Genomic DNA, 21441 nt, shown 5'->3' with positions numbered 1-21441 from the left:
CGAAGGCCCGCCCCCTGTGATTCCGCGCGAGAGAAGCGATTGAAGGTGCGCCCATGCTCCCGGGCGGGATCCTGCCTCGAGCGTCAGCCGCACCGTCGGCCGGCGACCACCTCCCAGTTCGACGGAGATCATGACCCGCTGAGATGCTGATCTACGAGGGCCTTTAGGTACCGAATCCGATCGATCACTGCCGACTCATCAAAGTCCGGAAACTCTCTGGCCTTTGGAAGAGCCATGACCGCTCGCTGAAACTCCTGGATGGCGTTCTGCACCCGCATGATGGGTGCTGACTGAAACTCCTGATCTCTGTGCTCCTCGCGAGCTTCATCAGCGACCGCCCCAATGGCGCTCTGGAGAGAATCCAGTATGTCCTTCACTTCCACCGACCGTGATTCTCCGAACTGGACGGCTTCATCGGGCTTCTTGGTGGCAAGAAACTTGAGTACGGATGCTAGAGGACTGGAACTTTGTGTGCCGCCCAAGACCTCGTCCAGCAATCCCGGACTGGCGTTTGCTTCGGCATCCTCCTGGGCAACCTTCAGCAGTGGACTCAGCGCAGGCTCGTTCTCAATCTCCTGGCGAACAAGGGACGCAGCGTCTGCCCGGCGAAGGTGCCTGAGCTTACGATAAGGGACTTCCGCCAGTGTTCCGATGAAGTAGACGGAGCGGACGGCTTCTGCCTCAGCTGGTTGCTTGTTCTTTATGTGCTTCGAAAGCTCCTCAAAGGCGGCCTCGTTGCCATTGAAGTCAATGTGCTGACGAGCGCCTCCCGAGAGGTCAACGAGCTGGTGAACCTGCTGCAGTTTGTCGTAGAGAGACTGGACTTCAGCTTTGGGTCGATGCATCTTCTTCGCGACCCGGTCAAAGTCCTTGTTCTCCCGTTCGAAGAGTTCTTCAATCAGCAACGCTTCATTGATCCAGCTGTACTCCTGTTTGAAGTCCCGGGCGATCTGTAGTTCTGTCTCGAGGTCGATCAGTTCCCCTGACGTAGCGTCAGCCGGCAGAACCAGGCACTTCACGTAGCGTGCGGCAAGGTGGTTGTCGTCGATGTAGAGACTGCGAAGGGCGGCGGCTCGGCGATTCCCATTAATGAGGATCCCGTCTGCGGTCACGATTGCAGGTTCTTGTTGCCCTCTCTCGCGCAAGTCCAGTTTCAACTCAGGGAATCCGTCTTGGGCTTGCAGAATCTCGTACTGGGCAGCTTGCGCCTTGAGACCTAGGGGGTCCCCCGTGAAGAGATCTTCATCGCGCCGCCTCGCGACCTCTGCCCGTTGCTCGGCACGCGTGCGGTGGTTGAGGGTTGAGAAACGAACCCAATCCGCTTCAAGTTCGACTAGCCGTAGGTCTTTGTCTGTTCTTGGCCAGGCGGGAACCGACATTGTTCCCAAGTCATGGCGAGCATTCACGAGTTCGGCTCGTTCGAGGTCGAGAACCGGGTTCTGGAACGCGTTTGACTTCAACTCAATCAACTCCTGTGACTAGAAGTTCGGGCCGGTCCGTACCGGGTCGAAATGGTCGTGCGGATAATGTCAGCGTTCTTCTTCTGGAATCCAACGAAGCCGGTGTAGACATGGGCTTCGTCTGGCCCGATACCAAAGATGCTCAAGAGTGCTTCGGGAAATTTCACTTCTCGCTCACCGTTCCAGTTCCATGAGTCCCCCTCTGAGTCACGTGCCGGCATGGTGTACACACACGGCGGTGGCACCAAACGACCGTCGATCTCGATCGACCTCGCCTGCTTCGGGCATGGGCGTAGCGCGCTTCCGCAGGTCTCGTTGTGGAAGATGATCCCGGAGAGGGCCTCATCGTTGTCTTCCGAAAGGAACTTTGCCTTGAGGCGATTGACGCCCTTGGCGATGTGTTCGCCTGGGTGGGCTTTGAGGCTCGGGCAGACCCACCAGAGATAGGTCTCGTCCGCCCACCTGGGTACCTTCCATTTGTTGCTGCTGTGCACGCCGTCTGGACACCCTTTCTGGACAACTGCAACCGCGCCGATAGAGGGGACTTCCACGCGGTAGACAGTGTCCTCACCGTAGTCCGGTGCCACGACACTCGTCGCAACACCTTGGGAGACCAGGTACTCAAGCACGCCCTGAAGGAAGGCTCGGCGGCCGCTATTGCTAGCGCTCATCTTGCCGCGAAGTGATTCGATCGCAGCTGGCAATGCGCTGATGTACTCACTTGATGAGATCCCGAACCGGGAAAGTAAGTCGGGGTGATTGCCTAGCGTGGCAAGAACTTCGACCGTTCGCTCGACGACAGCGCCGGGGGGTGCACCTACATGCCTGCATGGCGCAGCGGCCGCTGAGCTCTTACCCATACGTTCTCTCCTACAACCGGCACCCGGGTGGGCCGGTCTTCGCCCTTGAAGCGCGCCATATGTTGTCGAGTGGCCCACTTGATGTTGAAGTGCAGGCTAGCAATGCTCAGGAGAATCGACGTCAGAATCTCCGTGGGGTTTCTGGCCTTTGCCTTGAGCGCCAATTCACCGATAGACGAGCGTGGGTGTCTTTCCTGGTCTCGCGAGACCATTGGCGGAAGGGATTTTGTCCGGGGCTTCTGAGAGCATGTGGTCTGTGAATCCATGTGTGTCTCGCGGTCGGACCCAGCTCCTGAGCGTTACGGTGGAGCGGTGAGTAATGTCACTCCCCTGCGGCCTCGGCCGCAAGTGCTCGAGTTTTTCGCTGGGGTGGGGTTGGCGAGGATTGGGCTCGAGCGTGCAGGCTTCGAGGTCGTTTGGTCCAACGACTATGAGCCTGCCAAGCACGCGATGTACAAGACGCACTTCGGCGAAGACCCTCGACACACGTACCACGTTGGAGACGTAGCGGGGGTTCGGTCGGAGGATCTGCCGCGAGGTGCTCGACTAGCCTGGGCGTCGTCGCCCTGTACTGATCTTTCACTCGCAGGCACTCGGTCTGGGCTTGACGGTCGCCAGTCGAGTGCTTTCTGGTTGTGGCTCGAGTTGTTGGGGGGTATGGGCCGCGAGGCCCCCGAAGTCGTCGTACTCGAGAACGTAACGGGTCTTGCTACTTCGCGAGGGGGAGATGATCTCAGGGCAGCTATCCGGGGCATCAATGACCTCGGCTACTCCGTCGACATACTTGCTCTCGATGCGCGTCGATTCCTGCCCCAGTCTCGACCTCGCATGTTCCTTGTAGGTGCGAGGAATCCCCCCGAGCAAGCGGACCAGGTGAGCTCTGAATTGCGGCCAGATTGGGCTCACGACTTCTACGGCGACCGCAGTCTCAGAATGCATAAGGCGCTGCTTCCTGATCCGCCACCCCTCCTCACGGAGGGATTCGGTGAGCTTGTCGACCGTTTGCCTCCTGACGATGAACGCTGGTGGAATCCCGTGCGAACCGAGTCGTTCCTTACTTCGCTCTCCCTGATGCAGAAGGCTCGGCTTGAGGACCTCAAGGCGGCCGAGGCCATGAGTTACCGCACGGCCTATCGGCGTACTCGAAACGGCTCGCCGGTATGGGAGGTCAGGGCCGATGATATTTCCGGTTGCCTGCGGACTGCGCGGGGTGGTTCATCGAAGCAAGCGGTTGTCCGAGTAGGCAACGGGCGGATCCACGTTCGGTGGATGACTCCAGTCGAGTACGCACGTCTCATGGGTGCTGAAGGCTTCAATCTTGAGGGGTCACGAACCAGCCAGGCCCTTTTCGCATTCGGTGACGCTGTCGCAGTTCCTGCGGTGGAGTGGCTGGCCCGGGAGTATTTGTACCCTCTTGCGACCGGGAAAATGACTTCCTCGCAGTCCGCACCGGTCGACGAGAAGCGTCAGCGCCTTGGCTAGTGGTCAGGCAGAGTGTCGCCGGTAGATCGAAGCGCCCCGACCGTCAACGTTCGCCGTTGCCCCTCGTAGGAGCTTGCAGCGTGCGGACGTCCACCTCCCAGCCTGCGTTGGTCAGTTCCCAGGGGTGGTTTCTGTCCCGGTTAACCGGTTTCAGGTATCCGTTGTTGCGTAGGTACTGGGCAGCCCAACGAATGTCGTACTGCCAGGTGTAGAAGAGATCACCTGACTGTCGCAGATCCGCCTCGTGCACCTGCCACACGTGCTTAGTCGCGTCGAGGACGGTTGCGGATCCACCAAGCGCTCGAAGTGCTTCGACGACAAAGACCCTGAACTCACTGCGGTCAGCCATGAGCGCAGCCTAACGAGGAGCGCGGTGTGCTGAAACTCTCGCAATTTCGCGAATGGGTCGGGCCCCCGCTGCAGAACCCGGCCCCGTGCATCCTGCCGATGCGTGCCGCGTGCGGTTACCCGGCCCCGCGGCCACCAGGTTGAAGCGGTCGGCATTCATGACCTTCGTCCAGACGGCGACGAGGACGTTCACGAACTTCTCCGTCGAGTCGTCCTGGGCGTACACCTCGACGTAGGCGCGCAGGATCGAGTTCGAGCCGAGCATGAGGTCGGCGCGGGTGGCAGTGAAGCGCACCGGGCCGTTCGTGCGGTTGCGGAGGTTGTACGTGGGGAAGCCCGAGGGCCTCCCCACGTATTTCTTGTCGGTCGGGGACGAAGAAGTCATTCGTCTGCGCGCTGGACTTCTTGTAAACGTGGCCATGCGGCAAACGGGGCGGAGCATCTTTGCCGCGATCAGGTTCATGAGGCTCGCGCGGTCTAGCGTTCTCTCCTCGGCGCCAACGCTCGGGAGGGGAAGAACGCCGGACGCGGAGTGGGTTGCACTTCCCAGTTACCTACGCGGGGCGGCCCTCTCAACCAGCGCGCGAATTAGACGCTCCTCAGCCGGCCCGATCGCCGTGACGGCCCACGACGTCGGCCACATCGACCCGTCGTCGAGCGTCGCCGGGTCTTGGAACCCGAACGTGTTGTAGCGCGACTCAAACTTGCCGGCGGCCTGGAAGAAGCAGACGACCTTCCCGTCGAGAGCCCATGCGGGCATCCCGTACCAGGTTTTGCCCTGCAGCTGCGGTGCCGTCTCGCTGACGATCAGGTGGATGCGCTCGGCGATGACCCGCTCATCGTCCGGCATCGCGGCGATCGCCTCGAGCAGTTTCTCGAGGTCGGCGGCCGCCTTCGTTGCGCCCTTCGTTGTGCGCCCCTCAGCGCGCAGCTCCTCGGCTCGCGCCTTCATCGCGGCACGCTCGGCGTCGCTGAAGCCTTCGGTCGTCGTGGTCATGCCGACCATGGTGGCAGGGGTGGTTCGCGAGGTCGAGGGTCAGATTCACTCAAAGACGATCGACGCCCGGACGTGGTGGTCGCCGCCCATGACCCTTGAGCCTGTTGTTGCCGTTGTGACGGCGTTCGAGCGAGCTACCCCGAACGCTCAATGGCCGCACGCACCTGACGCATGCGAATGGGTACACGATCCATGAACCGACTCACGGTGTCCGACTGAAGGTGCGTCGGTAGCGTCGCCACGATCGTGCCGAGCGTGTCTGCCGCGCCGTCGACGAGCGTGAGAGTCCACTCCGTCAGCGCAACGCGGTCGACGCCCGCTTCCCGCGCGACGGCCTTCCACTCCCACCACGATTGCTGCCCGGCCTCGTAGTCGGCCGCGATTCGCATCGAAAGCTGTGTCGACGCGAAGGCACGCTCGAGCTCACGCGCATCGGTCGCGTCTCGACCGGCATAGGGAATGAAGCTGCTCACGTCGTAGAGCGGTGTCAGGTCAAGGCCGCTCGGGGTGATGAAGAACGAGTAGTTCTTCGCGTGGGCGTCCGTGTTGAGCATGATCCACGCGAAGACCAGGGCTTTCACAAACGCTTCGCGAGAGCGCGCGGCGCGCTCGGACGGCACATGATCGTCGATCACGGCCAGGGCATCGCGATAGCCGGGGCCGCCCCGTGCTTCGTACTTCCTCAGTCGAGGAGTGCCCGTCGCTTGAGCGAGATCTTCCGTGTGGACGCGAATCAGCGAGCCGGAGCGAGACGCGGCGGGCGGCGCGACGCGATCGAAGCGCTGCACCACGAGCGAGTGTTCTGACCCGAATTCCCTGATCTCGGCATGCGCGGTCGGCAGGCCCGCGCTCGACGCGAGCCGCATCGTCAGAAACTCGATGATCTCGCCGTCGACCTGGCCGCGAACGCGGGGCTTGAAGATGTGCGTGGTGGGGTCGGCTCCCGTCGGCTCGTACCAACGTTCACCGTCCCACCCGAGCGAGAACTTCCCCTGCGCGCCGCCGAGCGAGAAGTATCCGCTCGCGCTGTCCTGACCGCGCCACGTCGCGTCGTCGAGCCGCAGTGCGGCGATGCGGTCGGCGATGTCGTGATCGTCAACCGTGCGGCGCGTAGTGCCAGCGAGGGGGTCCCCGCCGGACACGACGAACTGAACCGCACCCGCGACGTCGACACCGTAGACCCCGAGCAGTCCGAAGGGGTCGGTCGAGTCGAGGCCAGCATCGACCGCCCAGCGCTCTCGAACGTCGGGATTATCGGGAAGCAGGTTGTCGAGAAATGCGGCCAGCACATCGCCGGTGTGCGGTGTCACCTGTAGTGGGAGGGATGAGCTCAGCGGCATGCGGGCCGGGTCGTCGAGCCACGCGTCGCGGTAGAAGAGCCGGTACTGCTGGGGGCCGAGAAGCGTGAGCTCTGCGACATTCGCGCCGTACAGGTAGACATCGAGCGCGCGCATCGTTACGTGCCCTCGGGGAGGCGACGAAGAGCATCCAGGATGCTCGGATCAATCATCGACTGAGCTGCGGATGCGCTCGGCGCGGCTGATCGCGGCGGCGACACGTCAGTGGTGAGGCCGAGAACGTCGAGAATCGCCAGGAGGCGGCTTACGGTGACGTCGCCTCGACCCTGTTCGAGGCGGGACACCCACTGGCGCGTGGTGGCTGCCTGCTCGGCGAGTTGCGTCTGGCTCAGCCCGAGGGCGAGTCGTCGCCGCCGCACCACCTCACCGATGTCGCTCTCGCGCGTGACGATCATCCAGCCCTCCATGGAACAAGTTTGTGCCATAGAGAGTAGATGTTACGCCTGTGTTCCACAAGTAATTGATGTCACACATGTGTCCCATCACCACGGCGCGAAACGACGAAACCCCCGCCGATCAGCGGGGGTTTCTGGTGGTGGCTCCGACCGGCATCGATCCGGTGACCTTTCGATTTTCAGTCGAACGCTCTACCAACTGAGCTACAGAGCCTTGTCGCAGCAAAGGGCCGAAACCCTTCGCCTAGTGAAAAAGCCCCACCTCGTGCTGTTGCACTGGATGAGGCTTCACACCGCGACCCTGACGGGACTTGAACCCGCGACCTCCGCCGTGACAGGGCGGCACGCTAACCAACTGCGCCACAGGGCCTTGCTTATGAAATTGTACCGGCACCTCGTCTTGTGACCCCAGCGGGATTCGAACCCGCGCTACCGCCGTGAAAGGGCGGCGTCCTAGGCCGCTAAACGATGGGGCCTAAGCGAATCGACGAGGCGACCGGTACGCAAGCATAGGGCCACCGCCGCGTTTCTGCCAAACCGTGCCGCGCCCGCGGGTTACGGTCAGCCCAGCGACACGGCACCGCCCGCGAGGTGGGGCCGCACTTGCCGTGCGGAGCGGCGCCCTAGCCGATCCGTGCATCCGTTGGTACTGTGATCAATGGTGCGCGTGGGGAAAATCTGACATAACGCATTCGCACCGGAATCGGGACAAGCACATGCGCGAATACTTCGCACGGCTCGGGGGAGCCACGACCGCGACATCCACGGATGCTCGGCCGCGTCATCGACGACCCCGCACGCTGGCGACCGTGGCCGCCATCGCCGCCGGCCTCATGCTGCTGACGACCGGCATCACCGCCGCGGACACGGCCGCGCGCGCCAACACCTACCCGAGCTGGGACGACGTGCTCGCCGCCCGCGACAACGTCAACCAGCAGCAGGCGAAGATCGCCGAGATCCGCGGCCTGATCGCCAGCCTCGCCGCCGCCGTCGAAGAAGCCCAGGCCGAGGCCGAGGAAAAAGGCACGATCTACTACGAAGCCCAGCTCGCCTTCGACGAGGCTGCCTTCCGTGCCGACGAACTGCAGCGCCAGGCCGACGAGGCGCAGGCCATCGCCGATGAGTCGCGCCTGCGGGCTGGCCAATTCGTCGCCGAGCTGTCGCGCGCCGGCGGCGGAGACCTCTCGGCCGCACTCCTCACGAACCCGGGCGAGGCCGAAGCCCTGCTGTCGCGTCTCGGCTACGCCAGCAAGATCAGCGAGCAGGCCGAAGGCATTTACGCCGTTGCCCTTGCCGACCAGAACGCCGCGCAGTCGCTCAGCGAGCAGGCGCAGATCGCTCGCGACATCCGCGAGGGCCTGCGCATCGAGGCAGAGGAAGCCTTCATGCAGGCGCAGGCCGCGCAGATCGCTGCCGAAGAGGCCTTTGCCGCGCAGCAGGAGAATCAGGCGCGGCTCGAAGAGCAGTTGGGTGTCCTTCAGGGAGTGCTCCAGACCACGGAAGCGGAGTGGGAGGAGGGCGAGCGACAGCGCAAAGAGAGAGAGGCGCGGCTGGCCCGCGAAGCCGAAGAACGACGCATCGCCGCCGAGGCAGAGGCGCGTCGTCTCGCCGCCGAGCAGGCCGCCAACCAGCCCGGCCCAGGCCCGAGCGGTGGCGGTGGCGGTGGCAGCGCGAGTGGTGCCGGCCAGGTCATCAACGGCTGGTCGAACCCGCTGAACGGGCCGATCACGTCCAACTTTGGCTACCGCGTGCATCCTGTCTTCGGACACGTCGCCCTGCATGCCGGCGTCGACATCGGCGCCCCCTGCGGTCGCCACATGTTCGCCGCCTCGAGCGGCACCGTCACCTACGCCGGCTGGAACGGTGGCTATGGCAACTTCGTGCGCATTGACCACGGCGACGGCCTGACGACCTCGTACGGGCACATCCAGCACGGTGGAATCCTCGTCGCGAACGGTCAGTTCGTGAACGCGGGCCAGCTGATCGCGCTCGTGGGCACCACGGGAAACTCGAGCGGCTGCCACCTGCACCTCGAGACCCGTACCTTCGGCAGCGCCTTCGACCCCGTACCGTTCCTTCGCAGCAAAGGCATCAGTATTGGGTAGGCGGCGCTGATGCGTCGCCCCGGGCGTCGCAGCGTCGCCGCAGCCGCCGTGGTTGCGGCTCTGACGCTCGGCCCCGGGGCCATCACCGCCACCGCCCAACCGACCCCGCCGTCGGCCCCCTCGTGGGATGAGGTCGAGCGCGCCCAGGGCGACGTGCGCGCCACCGAGGCCGCCATTGCCCGCATCATCGACGCCGTGCGCGACGGCGAGGCCACAGCGGCCGCCGCCGCCCGCGAGGCCCTTTTGGTCGGCGAGGACTACCAGCTGGCCGTCATCGCGCTCGACGAGACGACAGGGATGCTCGACTCCCTCGATCGCCGACGCGACGCCGCCGACGCGGTCGCCACCACATCGGCGCTGCGCGCGGCGCAGCTGGTGACGCAGTTGAGCCGCGCCAGCGGCGGAGACATCACCACCTCGCTCCTCATCTCGACCGACGCCGAGGGCCTGCTCTGGCGCCTCGGCTCGCTCTCGAAGCTCACCGAGTCGAGCCGATCGCTGCTCGACCAGGCGATCGCCGACCGTGACGTCGCCGCCTCGCTCGCCGAGCAGGCCGAGGTGGCGCGGGCCGAACGCGAGCGGCTCGTCGCCGAGGCCGACGCGGCCCTCGCCACCGCGATGGACGCCGCCGTCGTCGCCGAGCAGCGCGTCGCCGAGCAACAGGCCCAGGTGCTCGAACTCTCGGCACGGCTGGCCGTGCTCACCGGCCGCAGCGCCGAGCTCGAGCGCGCCTACCTCGAGGCGATCCGGGCCGAAGACCCGGCGCCGACGACCCCCGCGCCGCCCTCCCCGCCCGCACAGCCGAGCCCGACGCCCAGCGTGCCGGCACCGGGGCCGACCAGCAGCCCGGCTCCCGGGAACCCCTCGCCCAGTCCGACGGCTCCCGCGCCGTCACCCACGGCGACCCCGGCTCCGAGCCCGACTTCCACACCCACGCCGACCCCCACGCCCACCCCCACGCCGCCGCCGTCGAGCAGCGTGCCCGCGCCCAACCAGGCAGCCGTGAACACAGCCATCGCCTTCGCGCGCCAGCAACTCGGCAAGCCATACCTCTTCGGCGGCCGCGGCCCCGACGCGTGGGACTGCTCGGGCCTCACGATGATGGCCTACGCGGCCGCCGGCTACTCGATCGGGGGCCACTCGGCGACCATGCAGTACACGGTCGCTGCCAACCGCGGCCGCACCCTGCCCTACTCGCAGGCCTTGCCCGGCGACCTCATCTTCTACTCCACGGGAGGCTCGGCCACCGCCTCGAAATACCACGTGGCGATGTACCTCGGGCAGGGCCAGATGATCGAGGCGCCGTCACCCGGCAACCCCGTGCGCATCGTGTCGGTCAGACACTTCGAACGGGTGCCGTTCGTGGCGCGACCGACGCCGTAGCGCCGGCCCCGAGCATCCAGAATCGGGTGCGAAAGGCGCGAAAAAGGGGCGCCCCGCGAACGGAACGCCCCCCAGTCGATGTTATCTAGTGCTCGTGCGGCACGTAGGCCTCGATGCCGGCCTGGATGATCGCCTCGGCCTCAGCCGCGTTGCCCCAGCCCTCGGTCTTGACCCACTTGCCGGGCTCGAGGTCCTTGTAGTGCTCGAAGAAGTGCTCAATCTCTTTCTTCGTGTACTCGGGGATCGAGTCCACGTCCTGAATGTGGTCCCAGCGCGGGTCCTTCGCCGGCACCGCGATGACCTTCGCGTCGCTGCCGCCGTCGTCGGTCATGTTGAACACCCCGACCGGACGCACCGTCAGCCCCACACCCGGGAACAGCGGGTACTCGGTGAGCACCAGCACGTCGACCGGGTCGCCGTCGAGGCCGAGCGTGTTCTCGAAGAAGCCGTAGTCGGTCGGGTAGACGAACGACGTGTACAGCACGCGGTCGAGGAACACGCGGCCGGTGGCGTGGTCGACCTCGTACTTGTTGCGGCTGCCGCGGGGGATTTCGATGACGGCGGGGTAAGCGCCCATGTGTGTGCTCCTGAAGTCGGGGGTGAGCGGGCGCAGCGCCCGCGAAACGACCGGGCGCAACGCCCGGAAATCAGCGGCTCTAACCTTAGTAGATGGCCCCCGAGCGCCCCACGGCTGACCACAGCGCCGACGGCGACCGCCGCCCCCGGCTCACTCCGGCGATGGCGGATGCTCGGCGCGCGGTGCGCGAAACGCTCGCCAGCCTCGAGGCGGGGGGTCTCGCACTCGTCGCGCTCAGCGGCGGCCCCGACTCCCTCGCACTCGCCGCCGCGACCGCCTTCGAGGCGCCGCGCGCGGGACTGCGCGCCGGCGCCGTGATCGTCGACCACCAGCTGCAGGACGGGTCACGGGCGGTCGCCGATCGGGCAGCCGACCAAGCCCGCGCGCTCGGGCTCGACCCGGTCGAGGTCGTGCGCGTCGACATCGCGCCGTCCCGCGTGGGCGGCGGCCCGGAGGCCGCGGCCCGCGACGCCCGGTACGCCGCGCTCGCGGAGGCCGCGCGGCGCCACTCGGCATCCACCGTGCTGCTCGGGCACACGGTAGACGACCAGGCCGAAACCGTGCTGCTTGGGCTCGCCCGCGGCAGCGGGGCCGTCAGCCTCAGCGGCATGGCGGCCGTGAACGGCGTCTACCGGCGGCCGTTTTTGGGGTTGCGGCGAGCATCCACGGTTCAGGCCTGCCGCGATCAGGGCCTCGAGCCCTGGAGCGACCCGCACAATATCGACCCCGCGTACACGCGCGTGCGCGTGCGCGACCGCGTGCTGCCGCTGCTCGAAGCAGAGCTCGACCTCGGCGTCGTTGAGGCCCTCGCCCGCACCGCCGAGCTCGTGCGTGACGATGCCGACGCGCTCGACCGCATGGTCGACGAGGTTGCCGAAGAACTCGTCGACCTCGACGACGGCGGATGCTCGGTGCCGGCCGCGTGGCTCGTCGCCAACCCCCGCGCGCTCGGCTCCCGCCTCGTGCGCCTCGTCGCCCGCGTCGAATTCGGGCTCACCCTCAGCCGCGAGCAGACACTCGAGGTGCTGCGGCTCGCCACCGACTGGCACGGGCAGGGCGCGGTGCACCTCCGCGGCGTTAGGGTGAGACGGGCGGGCACACGCATCGTATTCACCGCCGCCGAGTGACCGGCCGACCGCCGATCTGACACCAGCTCTGACCCCTGGAGGACCCGCCTGTGGACGTCGACGAGATCCGCTCCGACCTGACCGAGGTGCTCATCACCGAGGACGAGATCCACGCGAAGCTCGCCGAGCTGGCCCGCCGGGTCGAGAGCGACTATGCGGGCAACCCGCCGCTGCTCGTCGGCGTGCTGAAAGGCGCGGTCATGGTGATGGCCGACTTCGCGCGCGAACTGAAGATGCACGTCGAGATGGACTGGATGGCCGTCAGCTCCTACGGCGCCAGCACCGAATCGAGCGGCGTCGTGCGCATCTTGAAAGACCTCGACACCGAGATCGCGGGCCGCGACGTGCTCATCGTCGAAGACATCATCGACTCGGGGCTCACCCTCTCGTGGCTGCGCGCCAACCTCGAGTCGCGCGGGGCGGCGAGCGTCAAGATTCTCGCCCTGCTGCGCAAGCCCGAGGCCGCCAAGGTCGAGGTCGACGTCGAGTACGTCGGCTTCGAGATTCCGCCGGCCTTCGTCGTCGGGTACGGCCTCGACTACGCCGAGAAGTACCGCAACCTTCGCGCCATCGGGGTGCTCGCCCCCCACGTCTACCAGTAGCCCGGCGGCCTTCCGGCTCTCGGTGCGCCTCCGGCGAACATCCAGCGGGCACCAGCACAGCAAAAGGTAGCCTCAAGGGATCATGGCGAAGGCGAAGAAGAAGTTCTCGTGGAAGGGCCTGTTCAAGGGCCCCTTCCTCTACATCGCGCTCGGCGCGGTCGCGCTCATTGTCGGGTTCAGCCTGCTCACGCAGGGCGGGTTCCGCGAGATCTCGACGGCCGAGGGCTTCGACGTCATCGCGAACGCCGAGGTCGAGTCGATCACGATCATCGACGGCCAGCAGCGAGTCGACGTCACGCTCGCGGAAGAGTACGAAGAGTTCGGCACGCAGGTGCAGTTCTACTACGTGTCGCAGCGCGGCGACGCGCTCATCGCGGCCGTCGAAGCTGCCGGCATCGAAGACTTCACCGACGAGGTGCCGCAGACGAACTTCTTCGCCTCGATCCTCGGGCTGATCATCCCGTTCCTCATCATCGGCATCATCTTCTACTTTCTGCTCACGCGCCTCCAGGGCGGCGGCGGGCGCATCATGCAGTTCGGTAAGTCGAAGGCGAAGCTCGTCAACAAGGAGGCCCCCCAGGTCACCTTCGACGACGTCGCCGGCGCCGAAGAGGCGATCGAGGAGCTGCACGAGATCAAAGACTTCCTGAAGGACCCGTCACGGTTCCTGGCGGTCGGGGCGCGCATCCCGAAGGGTGTCCTACTCTACGGCCCCCCCGGAACCGGCAAGACGCTGCTCGCCCGCTCGGTCGCCGGCGAGGCGGGCGTGCCGTTCTACTCGATTTCGGGATCCGACTTCGTCGAGATGTTCGTTGGCGTCGGCGCGAGCCGCGTGCGCGACCTGTTCACCCAGGCGAAAGAGAACGCGCCGGCGATCATCTTCGTCGACGAGATCGACGCCGTCGGCCGCCATCGCGGCGCCGGCATGGGCGGCGGCCACGACGAGCGTGAGCAGACCCTCAACCAGATGCTCGTCGAGATGGACGGCTTCGACCCGAACACGAACGTCATCATGATCGCGGCGACGAACCGCCCCGACATCCTCGACCCGGCGCTGCTGCGCCCAGGCCGCTTCGACCGGCAGATCCAGGTGGATGCGCCGAACATGGAGGGCCGCCGCAAGATCCTCGAGGTGCACGCGAAAGGCAAGCCCGTCGCCGACGACGTCGACCTCGAAGTGGTCGCGCGCAAGACGCCCGGCTACACGGGCGCCGACCTCGCCAACGTCTTGAACGAGGCCGCCCTCTTGACCGCGCGCCAGGGCGGCGAGCAGATCACCGCCGAGGCGCTCGACGAGGCCGTCGACCGTGTCATGGCCGGCCCGCAGCGCCGCACCCGCGTGATGCGCGACCACGAGAAGCTCATCACCGCCTACCACGAGGGCGGTCACGCGCTCGCGGCCGCCGCGATGCGCAACACCGACCCCGTGACGAAGGTGACGATCCTGCCGCGCGGCCGCGCCCTCGGCTACACGATGGTCATGCCGATCGACGACAAGTATTCGGTCACCCGCAACGAGCTGCTCGACCAGCTCACCTACGCCATGGGTGGCCGCGTCGCCGAAGAGATCGTCTTCCACGACCCGACCACCGGCGCGAGCAACGACATCGAGAAAGCCACGAGCATCGCCCGCCGCATGGTCACCGAGTACGGCATGAGCGCCGAGGTCGGCGCCGTGAAGCTCGGCCAGTCGAGCGGCGAGGTGTTCCTCGGCAAAGACATGGGCCACCAGCGCGACTACTCCGAGAAGCTCGCCGAACGGGTTGACATCGAGGTACGCGCCCTCATCGAGCAGGCGCACGACGAGGCCTGGCGGGTGCTCAACAGCAACCGCGCGATCCTCGACCAGCTCGCCAGCGAACTGCTCGAGAAGGAAACGCTCGACCACGTGCGACTCGCCGAGATATTCGCCGACGTCGAGAAGTTGCCCGAGCGCCCGCAGTGGCTGTCGAGCGAGGAGCGGCCCCTGCCGAACATCCCCCCGGTGCCGATGCCCGAGAAGCCGCAGATCGAAGACGCGGTCGCCGCCGAAACCGCCCACAGCGACGCGGATGAGCGCGCCGGAGCCGGTGTGACGCACCGCGACGCCGGCCCGGATTCTGCGACAGACTGAACACCCATGAGCCCGATCGACACCGCGCGCATCGAGGCGGCGGTGGCCGAGATCATCGCCGCGATCGGTGACGACCCGGCCCGCCCGGGCCTCGCCACGACCCCGCAGCGCGTGGCCGCCAGCTACGCCGACTTCTTCGCCGGCGTCGGCGTCGACCCCGTGCCGATGCTCGAAGACTCGGCCGAGATGGCGACTGACCCGGGCGAGCGCGGTGAGCTGGTCGTTCTGCGTGACATCGCTCTGCGCTCGATGTGCGAGCACCACCTGCTGCCCTTCACCGGCATAGCCCACGTCGCCTACGTGCCCGACGAGCGCATCATCGGCCTCGGCCGCATCCCGGCGCTGATCGAAATCGTGTCGGCGCGGCCGCAGCTGCAGGAGCGGCTCGGCGAAGACGTCGCGGCCGCGCTCGACGCCGCCGTGCGCCCGCACGGCGTTCTCGTCGTCGTGGATGCCCGTCACGGCTGCGTCGCCGCCCGCGGCGTTCGCTACGCCGACTCCTCGACCGTGACGGTCGCGGCCCGCGGCACCTTGGCGGCCCCCGACCAGCAGGCCGCCGTCATGGCGCTCATCGGCCGGGGTGCCGCGTGACGGAGGCGAGCAGCACGCCCGCCGGCCCCGCGCCCGCCGGCCCCGCGATCTGGGGCATCCTGAACGTCACCCCCGACTCGTTCAGCGACGGCGGCCGCTTCGTGAACCCGCAGGTTGCCCTCCGGCACGCCCAGCGCATGGTCGCCGACGGGGCGAGCGTCATCGACGTGGGAGGCGAGTCGACCCGCCCCGGAGCCGAGCGCGTCAGCCCCGAGGTCGAGCAGGGGCGCGTGCTGCCGGTGATCCGCGCACTCGCCGCCGCGAGCATCCCGGTCTCGATCGACACGATGAACGCGTCGACCGCCGCGGCCGCCGTCGAGGCGGGCGCGCGCATCGTCAACGACGTCTCGGGCGGGCTCGCCGACCCGGCCATGGCGACGACGGTCGCTGGGCTCGACGCCGACTACGTCGCCATGCACTGGCGCGGCCACTCGCACCGCTGGGACCAGGTCAGCGACTACGCGAACGTCCTCGCTGACGTGACGGCCGAGCTGCGGGCCCGCCGCGACGCGCTGCTCGGTGCCGGAATCGCGCCCGAAAGGCTGTGGCTCGACCCGGGCATCGGGTTCGCGAAGGGACCCGACCACAACTGGCAGCTGCTGCGCGGGCTCGCCATGCTGCGCTCGCTCGGGCACCCGGTGCTGGTGGGGGCCTCGCGCAAGCGCTTCCTCGGCGCGCTGCTGCCGAGCACCCAGCAGCCCGTCGACCGCGATGTAGCGACCGCCGCCGTCAGCGTGATGTGCGCCGACGCGGGCGTCGCCGCCGTGCGCGTGCACAACGTCACCGCGAACGCGCAGGCGCTCGCCGCCTGGCGGGCCTGGCGCGGGAGTGCCTCGTGACCGGCGACCCGAGCCCCGACACCATCACCCTGACGGGCGTGACGGCCACGGGTTTCCACGGCGTCTATGCCGACGAGCGGCGCGACGGCCAGCGCTTCGTCGTCGACGTCGCGCTGCACCTCGACCTGGCTCCGGCCGCGGCCAGCGACGACGTCGCCGACACCGTGCACTACGGCGAGCTCGCCGACGACCTGGTCGCCGCAATCGAGCGCGACCCCGTCGACCTCATCGAGACGCTCGCCGACCGCCTCGCCGCCGTCTGCCTCGCCCGCGACGGCGTGCACCGCGCGACTGTTACGGTGCACAAGCCCGAGGCTCCCATCGCGGTGCCCTTCGGCGACGTCGCCGTCACGGTCACGCGCGACGCCGAGCCCGTGCGTGCCGTGATCGCCCTCGGGGCGAACCTCGGCGATCGAACCGCCGCGCTCGACGATGCGATCCGTGCCCTCTCCGCCCTGCCCGCCACACGCATGGTCGCCCACTCGCGCTGGCACGACTCGGTCGCGCTCACGCCCGCCGGCCCCGACCCGTCGAAGCCCGGCTACCTGAACGGCGTCGCTCTCATCGACACGGCACTCGCCCCCACGCACCTGCTGCACCACTTGCTGCGCATCGAACGCGAGCACGGGCGCGACCGCGGCGCCCACGTCGCCCGCTGGGCCGACCGCACCCTCGACCTCGACCTGATCCAGTACGGCGAGGTGGTTCGCGACGACGCCCGCCTCACGCTGCCGCACCCCCGCGCGCACGAGCGCGACTTCGTGCTCGCCCCCTGGCTCGACATCGACCCGGATGCTCGCCTCACCACTCGCGGACGCGTCGCCGACCTGCTCGCCGCGCTGCGCGCATCCGCCCGCGACGCGGCTGCCGCGGACGCCTCAGGGGGCGCGCCGTGACGCGCACCGCACCCGGCCCGCTGCTCGCGCTCGCGATCGCAGGCGCGATCGTCGGTTTCGCCGCCGACACCCTGCTCGCCGGCCAGGGCCGCCCCGTATTCGTGCCGCCGGTGTCGCTCGCGATCGCCCTCGTGCTGATCGCGGCCGCCCTACTCGCCGGAGCCTGGCCGGTGCGCCGCGCGGCGGCCGGCGAGCGGCGCATCGACCCGTTCTACGCGACCCGCATCGTGGTGCTCGCGAAGGCGAGCGCGCTGGGAGGGGCGCTGCTGGCCGGCGCTTGTGCGGGCATCCTGATCTATCTGCTCAGTCGCACGGTCGTGCCGGTAGGCTCGGCGCTGACCACGGGGGCGGCCTTCGTGGGCGCGGCCGTGCTGCTCGCGTGCGCGCTCGTCGCTGAGCACTTCTGCTCGGTGCCGCCGCCCTCCGATGACGACGACGCCGACGCGGCACCCGCGGCCGGCTGAGGGGGACATTCGCGTGACCGACCCGACACCCGTGAGCGAGACGCCGAACCCCGCTCTCGAGACGCCGACCCCCGCCCGAATCGAGTTGCCCGTCGAGCCCGGCGAGTGGCAGCGCGTGTCGCCCAAATACATCGTGGTCGACATCGTCGGCTGGCTGATCTTCGGCGGAATCATGACCGTCGCGTCGTTCACCCCCATGTGGATCGGCTGGTCGTTCGGCTGGATCCTTCCGGTCGTGCTCGGCACCATCTTCCTGCTCGTGATCGCCTTCACGCCCCGCCGAGTGCGGGCGATCGGATACGCGCTGCGCGACGACGACCTGCTATTCCGGCGCGGCATCCTCTTCCAGCGCTTCGTCGCCGTGCCCTACGGGCGGATGCAGCTCGTCGACATCAGCCGCGGCCCCGTCGCCCGCCTGCTGGGGCTCGCTGAGCTGAAGTTCGTCACCGCCGCAGCCTCCAGCGGTGTGCTCATTCCCGGTCTGCCGCTCGAGCGCGCCGAGCAGTTGCGCGACCACCTCGTCGCGGTCGCCGAAACCCGCCGGGCGGGCCTGTGAGCGACGAGCTCTCGCGCGCGAAGGCGGCCACCGCGACCGACTTCACCGACGGGGAGTGGCACCGACTGCACCGTGCGACGCCGCTGTTCCGCGGCGGGTTGACCCTCCTCATCATCGTCGGCGTGATCGTTGCGAACTTCCGCGAGCGGCTGATCGAGGCGTTCATCCCGGGCGGCGGAGAGTTCACCCCAGAAGACCCACTGTTCGAGTACATCATCGCCGAGAACCTGATCCTGCAGGCCGCCGCGGCGCTGCTCGGCCTGCTGCTGCTGATCATCGCCGGCTTCTGGCTGTCGTGGCGATTCCACACGTTTCGCATCACCGACCAGGTCGTCGAGGTGCGTTCGGGCATCCTCTTCCGCACGAACCGAAAAGGGCGCCTCGATCGCATTCAGGGCATCAACATCGTTCGCCCGTTCATCCCGCGCCTGTTCGGAGCCGCGAAGCTGGAGATCTCGGTCGCCGGCAACGACGCGAACGTTCCGCTGCAGTATCTGACGGGCGCGCAGGCGGATGCGCTGCGTCGCGACATCCTGCTGCTCGCCTCCGGCGCGCGGCGGGACGCGGCGGGAAGCGGGGCGCCGTCGGCCGAGGCCGCCCCCGGCGCCGTCGACTCCGTGGAGGTGCCGCCCGGCACCTCGCTGACCCTTGCCTCCGGGGTGATCGACAAGCGGGTGGGCGAGTTCCTGGCGCCCGAACTCGACCCGAGCCTCGCCGAGCCGGAGTCGGTCGTCCACATGGATCCGGGCCGGCTCATCGGCTCCACCGTGCTGGGTGGGCCCGCCATTGTCTTCGTGCTGCTGACCGCCGGCCTCATCACGGGCATCACGCTCACGGGCGAGATCGCCCTGATCGCCGGGTTCATCCCCGCCCTGATCGGTATCGGCGGGTTCCTGATCAGCCGCATCACGCGCTCGCTGCGCTACTCGATCGCCGCCACCCCCGAAGGGGTGCGCGTCGGCTTCGGCCTGCTCTCGACGTCGAACGAGACGCTCCCGCCGGGGCGCATTCACTCGGTCAAGGTGAGCCAGCCGCTGCTGTGGCGGCCATTCGGCTGGTGGCAAATCGCCGTGAACCGCGCCTCCCGCTCGTCGGCGCAGGGTGCTGGAGGCCAAGCGCAGACGACGATCCTGCCCGTCGGCAACGCCGACGACGTGCGCACCGTGCTGCGCCTGTTGCTGCCCGTCGGGGTCACCGACGACTCGATGCCGATGATCGACCTGGGGCTGACCGGCTCGGGCGACGAGGGAGGCTTCGTGCCGTCGCCGCGCCGAGCGCGGCCGCTGCGGTGGTTCTCGGTGAAGCGCAACGCGACCGCACTCACCCCGGAACTGGTCATGCTGCGGGCGGGAGCGGTCTGGCGGTCGCTGACGCTCGTGCCGTACCCGCGCATCCAGTCGGCGGCGGTCACCCAGGGGCCGATCGAGCGAGCGCTGCGCCTCGGATCAATTCAGGTGCACACGGTCGCCGGGCCGATCGTCGCGAACCTCGGTGCCCTCGACCGCGAACACGCGGTGAGCTTCTTCGAGCATGTGAGCGGGCGCGCGATTGCCGCCGCCGAGCGCGACACCAGCCACCGCTGGGGTGAGACCCCCGCGGAGGAGCCCTCGGCGCCGGAGAGCGCGCCGTGACCGCACGCGATGGACGCCTCGGCGTCGGCATCGTCGGCGCGGGCCGGGTCGGCCCCGTGCTCGGCGCCGCCCTCGCCGGCGCCGGCCACGCGATCGTCGGCGTCTCCGCGGTCGGCGACGACGAACGCGACCGCGTCGACGGCCTGCTGCCGGGTGCCGTCATCGCCGCCGTGCCCGACATCGTCGAGCGCAGCGAACTTGTCGTGCTGGCCGTGCCCGACGGGGAGCTGCCCGGCCTTATCCACGGGCTGGCCGCGGCCGGAGCGTGGCAGCCCGGCCAGTTGGTGTTGCACACGGCCCCCGGGCACGGGGTGGGCGTGCTCGACCCGGCGCGGGCGGCGGGGGCGATTCCGCTGGCGGTGCATCCGGCGCTCGACTTCACCGGAACATCCATAGATCTCGTGCGGCTGCGCGAGGCGTGGTGTGCCGTCACCGCGCCCGCGCCCGTGCTGCCCATCGCCCAGGCGCTCGTCGTCGAGATGGGCGCTGAGCCGATCGTGGTCGACGAGGCCGACCGGCCCGCGTACGCCGACGCGATCGCGGCCGCCTCGCAGTTTTCGCGCGCCGTCGTCGACCAGGCCGTCGACGGCTTGCGCGCCATCGGCGTCGAAGAGCCCGGCCGAGTGCTCAGCGCGGTCGTGCGCTCCGCCGTCGAGAATGCGCTGCGCGAGGCGAGCGGCGTGCGTATCGAGCCCGAACGATTCGTGCCGGAGGACGACAGCGGCCACAATGGGTCACCGTGAGCCACGACGATGTTTCTGCCGCGCCACCCGTCGTGATCGACACCGTCGCGGGCGTTCGCTCGGCCGTCGAGGCGTGGCGAGCATCCGGTGAAACGGTCGCCCTCGTGCCGACCATGGGGTCGCTGCACGCCGGGCACCTCGCGCTCGTCGACCGGGCGGCCGCGCTCGCCGACCGCGTCGTCGTGTCGGTGTTCGTGAACCCCCTGCAGTTCGGTCCGAGCGAAGATTTCGAGCGCTATCCGCGCAGCCTCGACGCCGACCGGGCGCTGCTCGTCGGGCATGGAGTCGACGCCGTCTTCGCGCCCCACGCCGACGAGATGTATCCGACGGGCGCGGCCCTGACGCGGGTGACCGCCGGCGAGATCGGCCGCCGCTACGAGGGGGCCGCGCGCCCCGGGCACTTCGACGGCGTGCTCACCGTCGTCGCGAAGCTGCTCGGCATCGTCACCCCGCACGTTGTTCTTTTTGGCGAGAAGGATGCGCAGCAGGTGTTCCTCGTCACCCGCATGGTGCGCGACCTCGACATCGACACCCGCGTCGAGGTGGTTGACACGGTGCGCGACCACGACGGACTCGCTCTGTCGAGTCGCAACGCCTACCTGGACGAGCGTCACCGGCGGGCCGCGCGGGCGATCCCGGCGGCGATCGAGGCGGCGCAGTCGGCGGCCGACCGCGGCATCGACGCGGCGCTCGCGGCGGCCCAGTCTGCGCTCGCCGGGCGCCCCGAGGTCGACGTCGACTACGTTGCCGTCGTCGACCCGGCCACGTTCGATCTGGTTCCCGATGACCACCGCGGCGCCGCCCGGATGCTCGTGGCGGCGCGCGTCGGCGACACTCGCCTCATCGACACGGCTCTGATCCCGCTCGCCTGATCCGGGCGCCCGTTTTGGCGCGACTCGCGTTGCTGGCCCGGC

Annotated in this window: 22 protein-coding genes and 3 tRNA genes; 14 read left to right on the top strand and 11 right to left on the bottom strand. The window is 68.1% G+C overall.

All coding sequences use genetic code 11. The features are described from left to right. Positions 1 to 128 precede the first annotated feature (128 nt). The gene (locus tag CPY97_RS13175) at positions 129 to 1469 is read right to left on the bottom strand and encodes a ParB/RepB/Spo0J family partition protein (RefSeq protein ID WP_150129282.1); all 1341 of its coding nucleotides are present in this window, start codon (positions 1467 to 1469) and stop codon (positions 129 to 131) included. Further along, positions 1466 to 2320: a hypothetical protein gene (locus tag CPY97_RS13170; RefSeq protein WP_150129281.1), complete on the bottom strand. Its 855-nt coding sequence runs from the start codon at positions 2318 to 2320 to the stop codon at positions 1466 to 1468. The genes CPY97_RS13175 and CPY97_RS13170 overlap by 4 nt, the downstream gene beginning before the upstream one ends. 264 nt (positions 2321 to 2584) lie before the next feature. Here CPY97_RS13170 and CPY97_RS13165 point away from each other — a divergent pair, with 264 nt between their 5' ends. Next, positions 2585 to 3802 carry a DNA cytosine methyltransferase gene (locus CPY97_RS13165; protein WP_096423215.1) on the top strand — a complete coding sequence of 406 codons (1218 nt, stop codon included), beginning with the start codon at positions 2585 to 2587 and terminating at the stop codon, positions 3800 to 3802. 43 nt (positions 3803 to 3845) lie between these two features. Here CPY97_RS13165 and CPY97_RS13160 read toward each other — a convergent pair whose 3' ends face one another. The 8 genes from CPY97_RS13160 to CPY97_RS13125 all read right to left on the bottom strand — a co-directional run bounded on the left by CPY97_RS13160 (position 3846) and on the right by CPY97_RS13125 (position 7376). Next, positions 3846 to 4151: a hypothetical protein gene (locus CPY97_RS13160; RefSeq protein WP_197702234.1), complete on the bottom strand. Its 306-nt coding sequence runs from the start codon at positions 4149 to 4151 to the stop codon at positions 3846 to 3848. Between the two features lie 9 nt (positions 4152 to 4160). Further along, positions 4161 to 4535, bottom strand: a complete 375-nt coding sequence (locus CPY97_RS13155) for a hypothetical protein (RefSeq protein ID WP_150129280.1) — start codon at positions 4533 to 4535, stop codon at positions 4161 to 4163. Between the two features lie 165 nt (positions 4536 to 4700). Further along, a complete protein-coding gene (locus CPY97_RS13150; RefSeq protein WP_096423714.1) occupies positions 4701 to 5147 on the bottom strand; it encodes an iron chaperone in 447 nt (148 codons plus the stop codon). Between the two features lie 134 nt (positions 5148 to 5281). Continuing rightward, the gene (locus tag CPY97_RS13145) at positions 5282 to 6601 is read right to left on the bottom strand and encodes a HipA domain-containing protein (protein ID WP_096423213.1); all 1320 of its coding nucleotides are present in this window, start codon (positions 6599 to 6601) and stop codon (positions 5282 to 5284) included. A 2-nt stretch (positions 6602 to 6603) separates the two neighbouring features. Then, entirely contained in the window at positions 6604 to 6912 is a 309-nt protein-coding gene (locus tag CPY97_RS13140; RefSeq protein ID WP_096423212.1) for a helix-turn-helix domain-containing protein, read from the bottom strand. Between the two features lie 126 nt (positions 6913 to 7038). Then, positions 7039 to 7114: transfer RNA gene (locus CPY97_RS13135), tRNA-Phe, on the bottom strand. An 82-nt stretch (positions 7115 to 7196) separates the two neighbouring features. Then, positions 7197 to 7270, bottom strand: a tRNA-Asp gene (locus CPY97_RS13130). Between the two features lie 33 nt (positions 7271 to 7303). Further along, positions 7304 to 7376: transfer RNA gene (locus CPY97_RS13125), tRNA-Glu, on the bottom strand. Between the two features lie 240 nt (positions 7377 to 7616). Here CPY97_RS13125 and CPY97_RS13120 point away from each other — a divergent pair. Together CPY97_RS13120 and CPY97_RS13115 are read left to right on the top strand one after the other, a co-directional pair. Further along, entirely contained in the window at positions 7617 to 9005 is a 1389-nt protein-coding gene (locus CPY97_RS13120) for a M23 family metallopeptidase (RefSeq protein WP_096423211.1), read from the top strand. A gap of 9 nt (positions 9006 to 9014) precedes the next feature. Next, positions 9015 to 10388 (top strand): C40 family peptidase, encoded by a 1374-nt coding sequence (locus CPY97_RS13115; protein ID WP_096423210.1) that lies wholly within the window; start codon positions 9015 to 9017, stop codon positions 10386 to 10388. Positions 10389 to 10473: 85 nt separating this feature from the next. Here CPY97_RS13115 and ppa read toward each other — a convergent pair whose 3' ends face one another. After that, a complete protein-coding gene (gene ppa / locus CPY97_RS13110) occupies positions 10474 to 10965 on the bottom strand; it encodes an inorganic diphosphatase (RefSeq protein WP_096423209.1) in 492 nt (163 codons plus the stop codon). 92 nt (positions 10966 to 11057) lie between these two features. Between ppa and tilS the strand changes: the two genes are divergently transcribed. The 11 genes from tilS to panC all read left to right on the top strand — a co-directional run bounded on the left by tilS (position 11058) and on the right by panC (position 21399). After that, positions 11058 to 12092, top strand: a complete 1035-nt coding sequence (tilS, locus tag CPY97_RS13105) for a tRNA lysidine(34) synthetase TilS (protein WP_096423208.1) — start codon at positions 11058 to 11060, stop codon at positions 12090 to 12092. 50 nt (positions 12093 to 12142) lie between these two features. Then, positions 12143 to 12694, top strand: a complete 552-nt coding sequence (hpt, locus tag CPY97_RS13100; protein ID WP_096423207.1) for a hypoxanthine phosphoribosyltransferase — start codon at positions 12143 to 12145, stop codon at positions 12692 to 12694. Positions 12695 to 12776: 82 nt separating this feature from the next. Then, a complete protein-coding gene (ftsH, locus tag CPY97_RS13095) occupies positions 12777 to 14807 on the top strand; it encodes an ATP-dependent zinc metalloprotease FtsH (RefSeq protein ID WP_096423206.1) in 2031 nt (676 codons plus the stop codon). A 6-nt stretch (positions 14808 to 14813) separates the two neighbouring features. After that, on the top strand, positions 14814 to 15398 hold the full coding sequence (gene folE / locus CPY97_RS13090; RefSeq protein ID WP_096423205.1) for a GTP cyclohydrolase I: 585 nt from the start codon (positions 14814 to 14816) through the stop codon (positions 15396 to 15398). Beyond that, entirely contained in the window at positions 15395 to 16237 is an 843-nt protein-coding gene (gene folP / locus CPY97_RS13085; protein WP_231923964.1) for a dihydropteroate synthase, read from the top strand. The genes folE and folP overlap by 4 nt, the downstream gene beginning before the upstream one ends. Further along, positions 16234 to 17133, top strand: coding sequence for a 2-amino-4-hydroxy-6-hydroxymethyldihydropteridine diphosphokinase (folK, locus tag CPY97_RS13080; protein ID WP_231923963.1), 900 nt, complete (start codon positions 16234 to 16236; stop codon positions 17131 to 17133). The genes folP and folK overlap by 4 nt, the downstream gene beginning before the upstream one ends. After that, on the top strand, positions 17130 to 17597 hold the full coding sequence (locus CPY97_RS13075) for a DUF3180 family protein (protein ID WP_096423204.1): 468 nt from the start codon (positions 17130 to 17132) through the stop codon (positions 17595 to 17597). Before folK ends, CPY97_RS13075 begins: the two co-directional genes overlap by 4 nt. Positions 17598 to 17610: 13 nt before the next feature. Next, positions 17611 to 18153: a PH domain-containing protein gene (locus tag CPY97_RS13070; protein WP_231923962.1), complete on the top strand. Its 543-nt coding sequence runs from the start codon at positions 17611 to 17613 to the stop codon at positions 18151 to 18153. After that, positions 18150 to 19784: a PH domain-containing protein gene (locus CPY97_RS13065; protein WP_096423202.1), complete on the top strand. Its 1635-nt coding sequence runs from the start codon at positions 18150 to 18152 to the stop codon at positions 19782 to 19784. Before CPY97_RS13070 ends, CPY97_RS13065 begins: the two co-directional genes overlap by 4 nt. After that, positions 19781 to 20527, top strand: a complete 747-nt coding sequence (locus tag CPY97_RS13060; RefSeq protein WP_096423201.1) for a DUF2520 domain-containing protein — start codon at positions 19781 to 19783, stop codon at positions 20525 to 20527. Before CPY97_RS13065 ends, CPY97_RS13060 begins: the two co-directional genes overlap by 4 nt. After that, positions 20524 to 21399 (top strand): pantoate--beta-alanine ligase, encoded by an 876-nt coding sequence (gene panC / locus CPY97_RS13055; RefSeq protein WP_096423200.1) that lies wholly within the window; start codon positions 20524 to 20526, stop codon positions 21397 to 21399. The genes CPY97_RS13060 and panC overlap by 4 nt, the downstream gene beginning before the upstream one ends. The last annotated feature ends 42 nt before the right edge of the window (positions 21400 to 21441 follow it).

Source organism: Microcella alkaliphila, from assembly GCF_002355395.1.
Taxonomy (GTDB): Bacteria; Actinomycetota; Actinomycetes; order Actinomycetales; family Microbacteriaceae; genus Microcella; species Microcella alkaliphila_A.
Note: the sequence above shows the minus strand (reverse complement) of the source record. Positions and strands in the feature narration are given on the sequence as shown.

What these genes read in the sequence shown, in the direction of transcription:
- CPY97_RS13155 (WP_150129280.1), bottom strand. Translation starts at nt 4,535, where the DNA reads ATGACTTCTTCGTCCCCGACCGACAAGAAATACGTGGGGAGGCCCTCG.
- CPY97_RS13160 (WP_197702234.1), bottom strand. Translation starts at nt 4,151, where the DNA reads ATGGCTGACCGCAGTGAGTTCAGGGTCTTTGTCGTCGAAGCACTTCGA.
- tilS (WP_096423208.1), top strand. Translation starts at nt 11,058, where the DNA reads ATGGCCCCCGAGCGCCCCACGGCTGACCACAGCGCCGACGGCGACCGC.
- ftsH (WP_096423206.1), top strand. Translation starts at nt 12,777, where the DNA reads ATGGCGAAGGCGAAGAAGAAGTTCTCGTGGAAGGGCCTGTTCAAGGGC.
- CPY97_RS13170 (WP_150129281.1), bottom strand. Translation starts at nt 2,320, where the DNA reads ATGGGTAAGAGCTCAGCGGCCGCTGCGCCATGCAGGCATGTAGGTGCA.
- CPY97_RS13140 (WP_096423212.1), bottom strand. Translation starts at nt 6,912, where the DNA reads ATGGAGGGCTGGATGATCGTCACGCGCGAGAGCGACATCGGTGAGGTG.
- CPY97_RS13150 (WP_096423714.1), bottom strand. Translation starts at nt 5,147, where the DNA reads ATGACCACGACGACCGAAGGCTTCAGCGACGCCGAGCGTGCCGCGATG.
- CPY97_RS13115 (WP_096423210.1), top strand. Translation starts at nt 9,015, where the DNA reads ATGCGTCGCCCCGGGCGTCGCAGCGTCGCCGCAGCCGCCGTGGTTGCG.
- CPY97_RS13165 (WP_096423215.1), top strand. Translation starts at nt 2,585, where the DNA reads ATGTGTGTCTCGCGGTCGGACCCAGCTCCTGAGCGTTACGGTGGAGCG.
- CPY97_RS13120 (WP_096423211.1), top strand. Translation starts at nt 7,617, where the DNA reads ATGCGCGAATACTTCGCACGGCTCGGGGGAGCCACGACCGCGACATCC.
- folE (WP_096423205.1), top strand. Translation starts at nt 14,814, where the DNA reads ATGAGCCCGATCGACACCGCGCGCATCGAGGCGGCGGTGGCCGAGATC.
- CPY97_RS13145 (WP_096423213.1), bottom strand. Translation starts at nt 6,601, where the DNA reads ATGCGCGCGCTCGATGTCTACCTGTACGGCGCGAATGTCGCAGAGCTC.
- ppa (WP_096423209.1), bottom strand. Translation starts at nt 10,965, where the DNA reads ATGGGCGCTTACCCCGCCGTCATCGAAATCCCCCGCGGCAGCCGCAAC.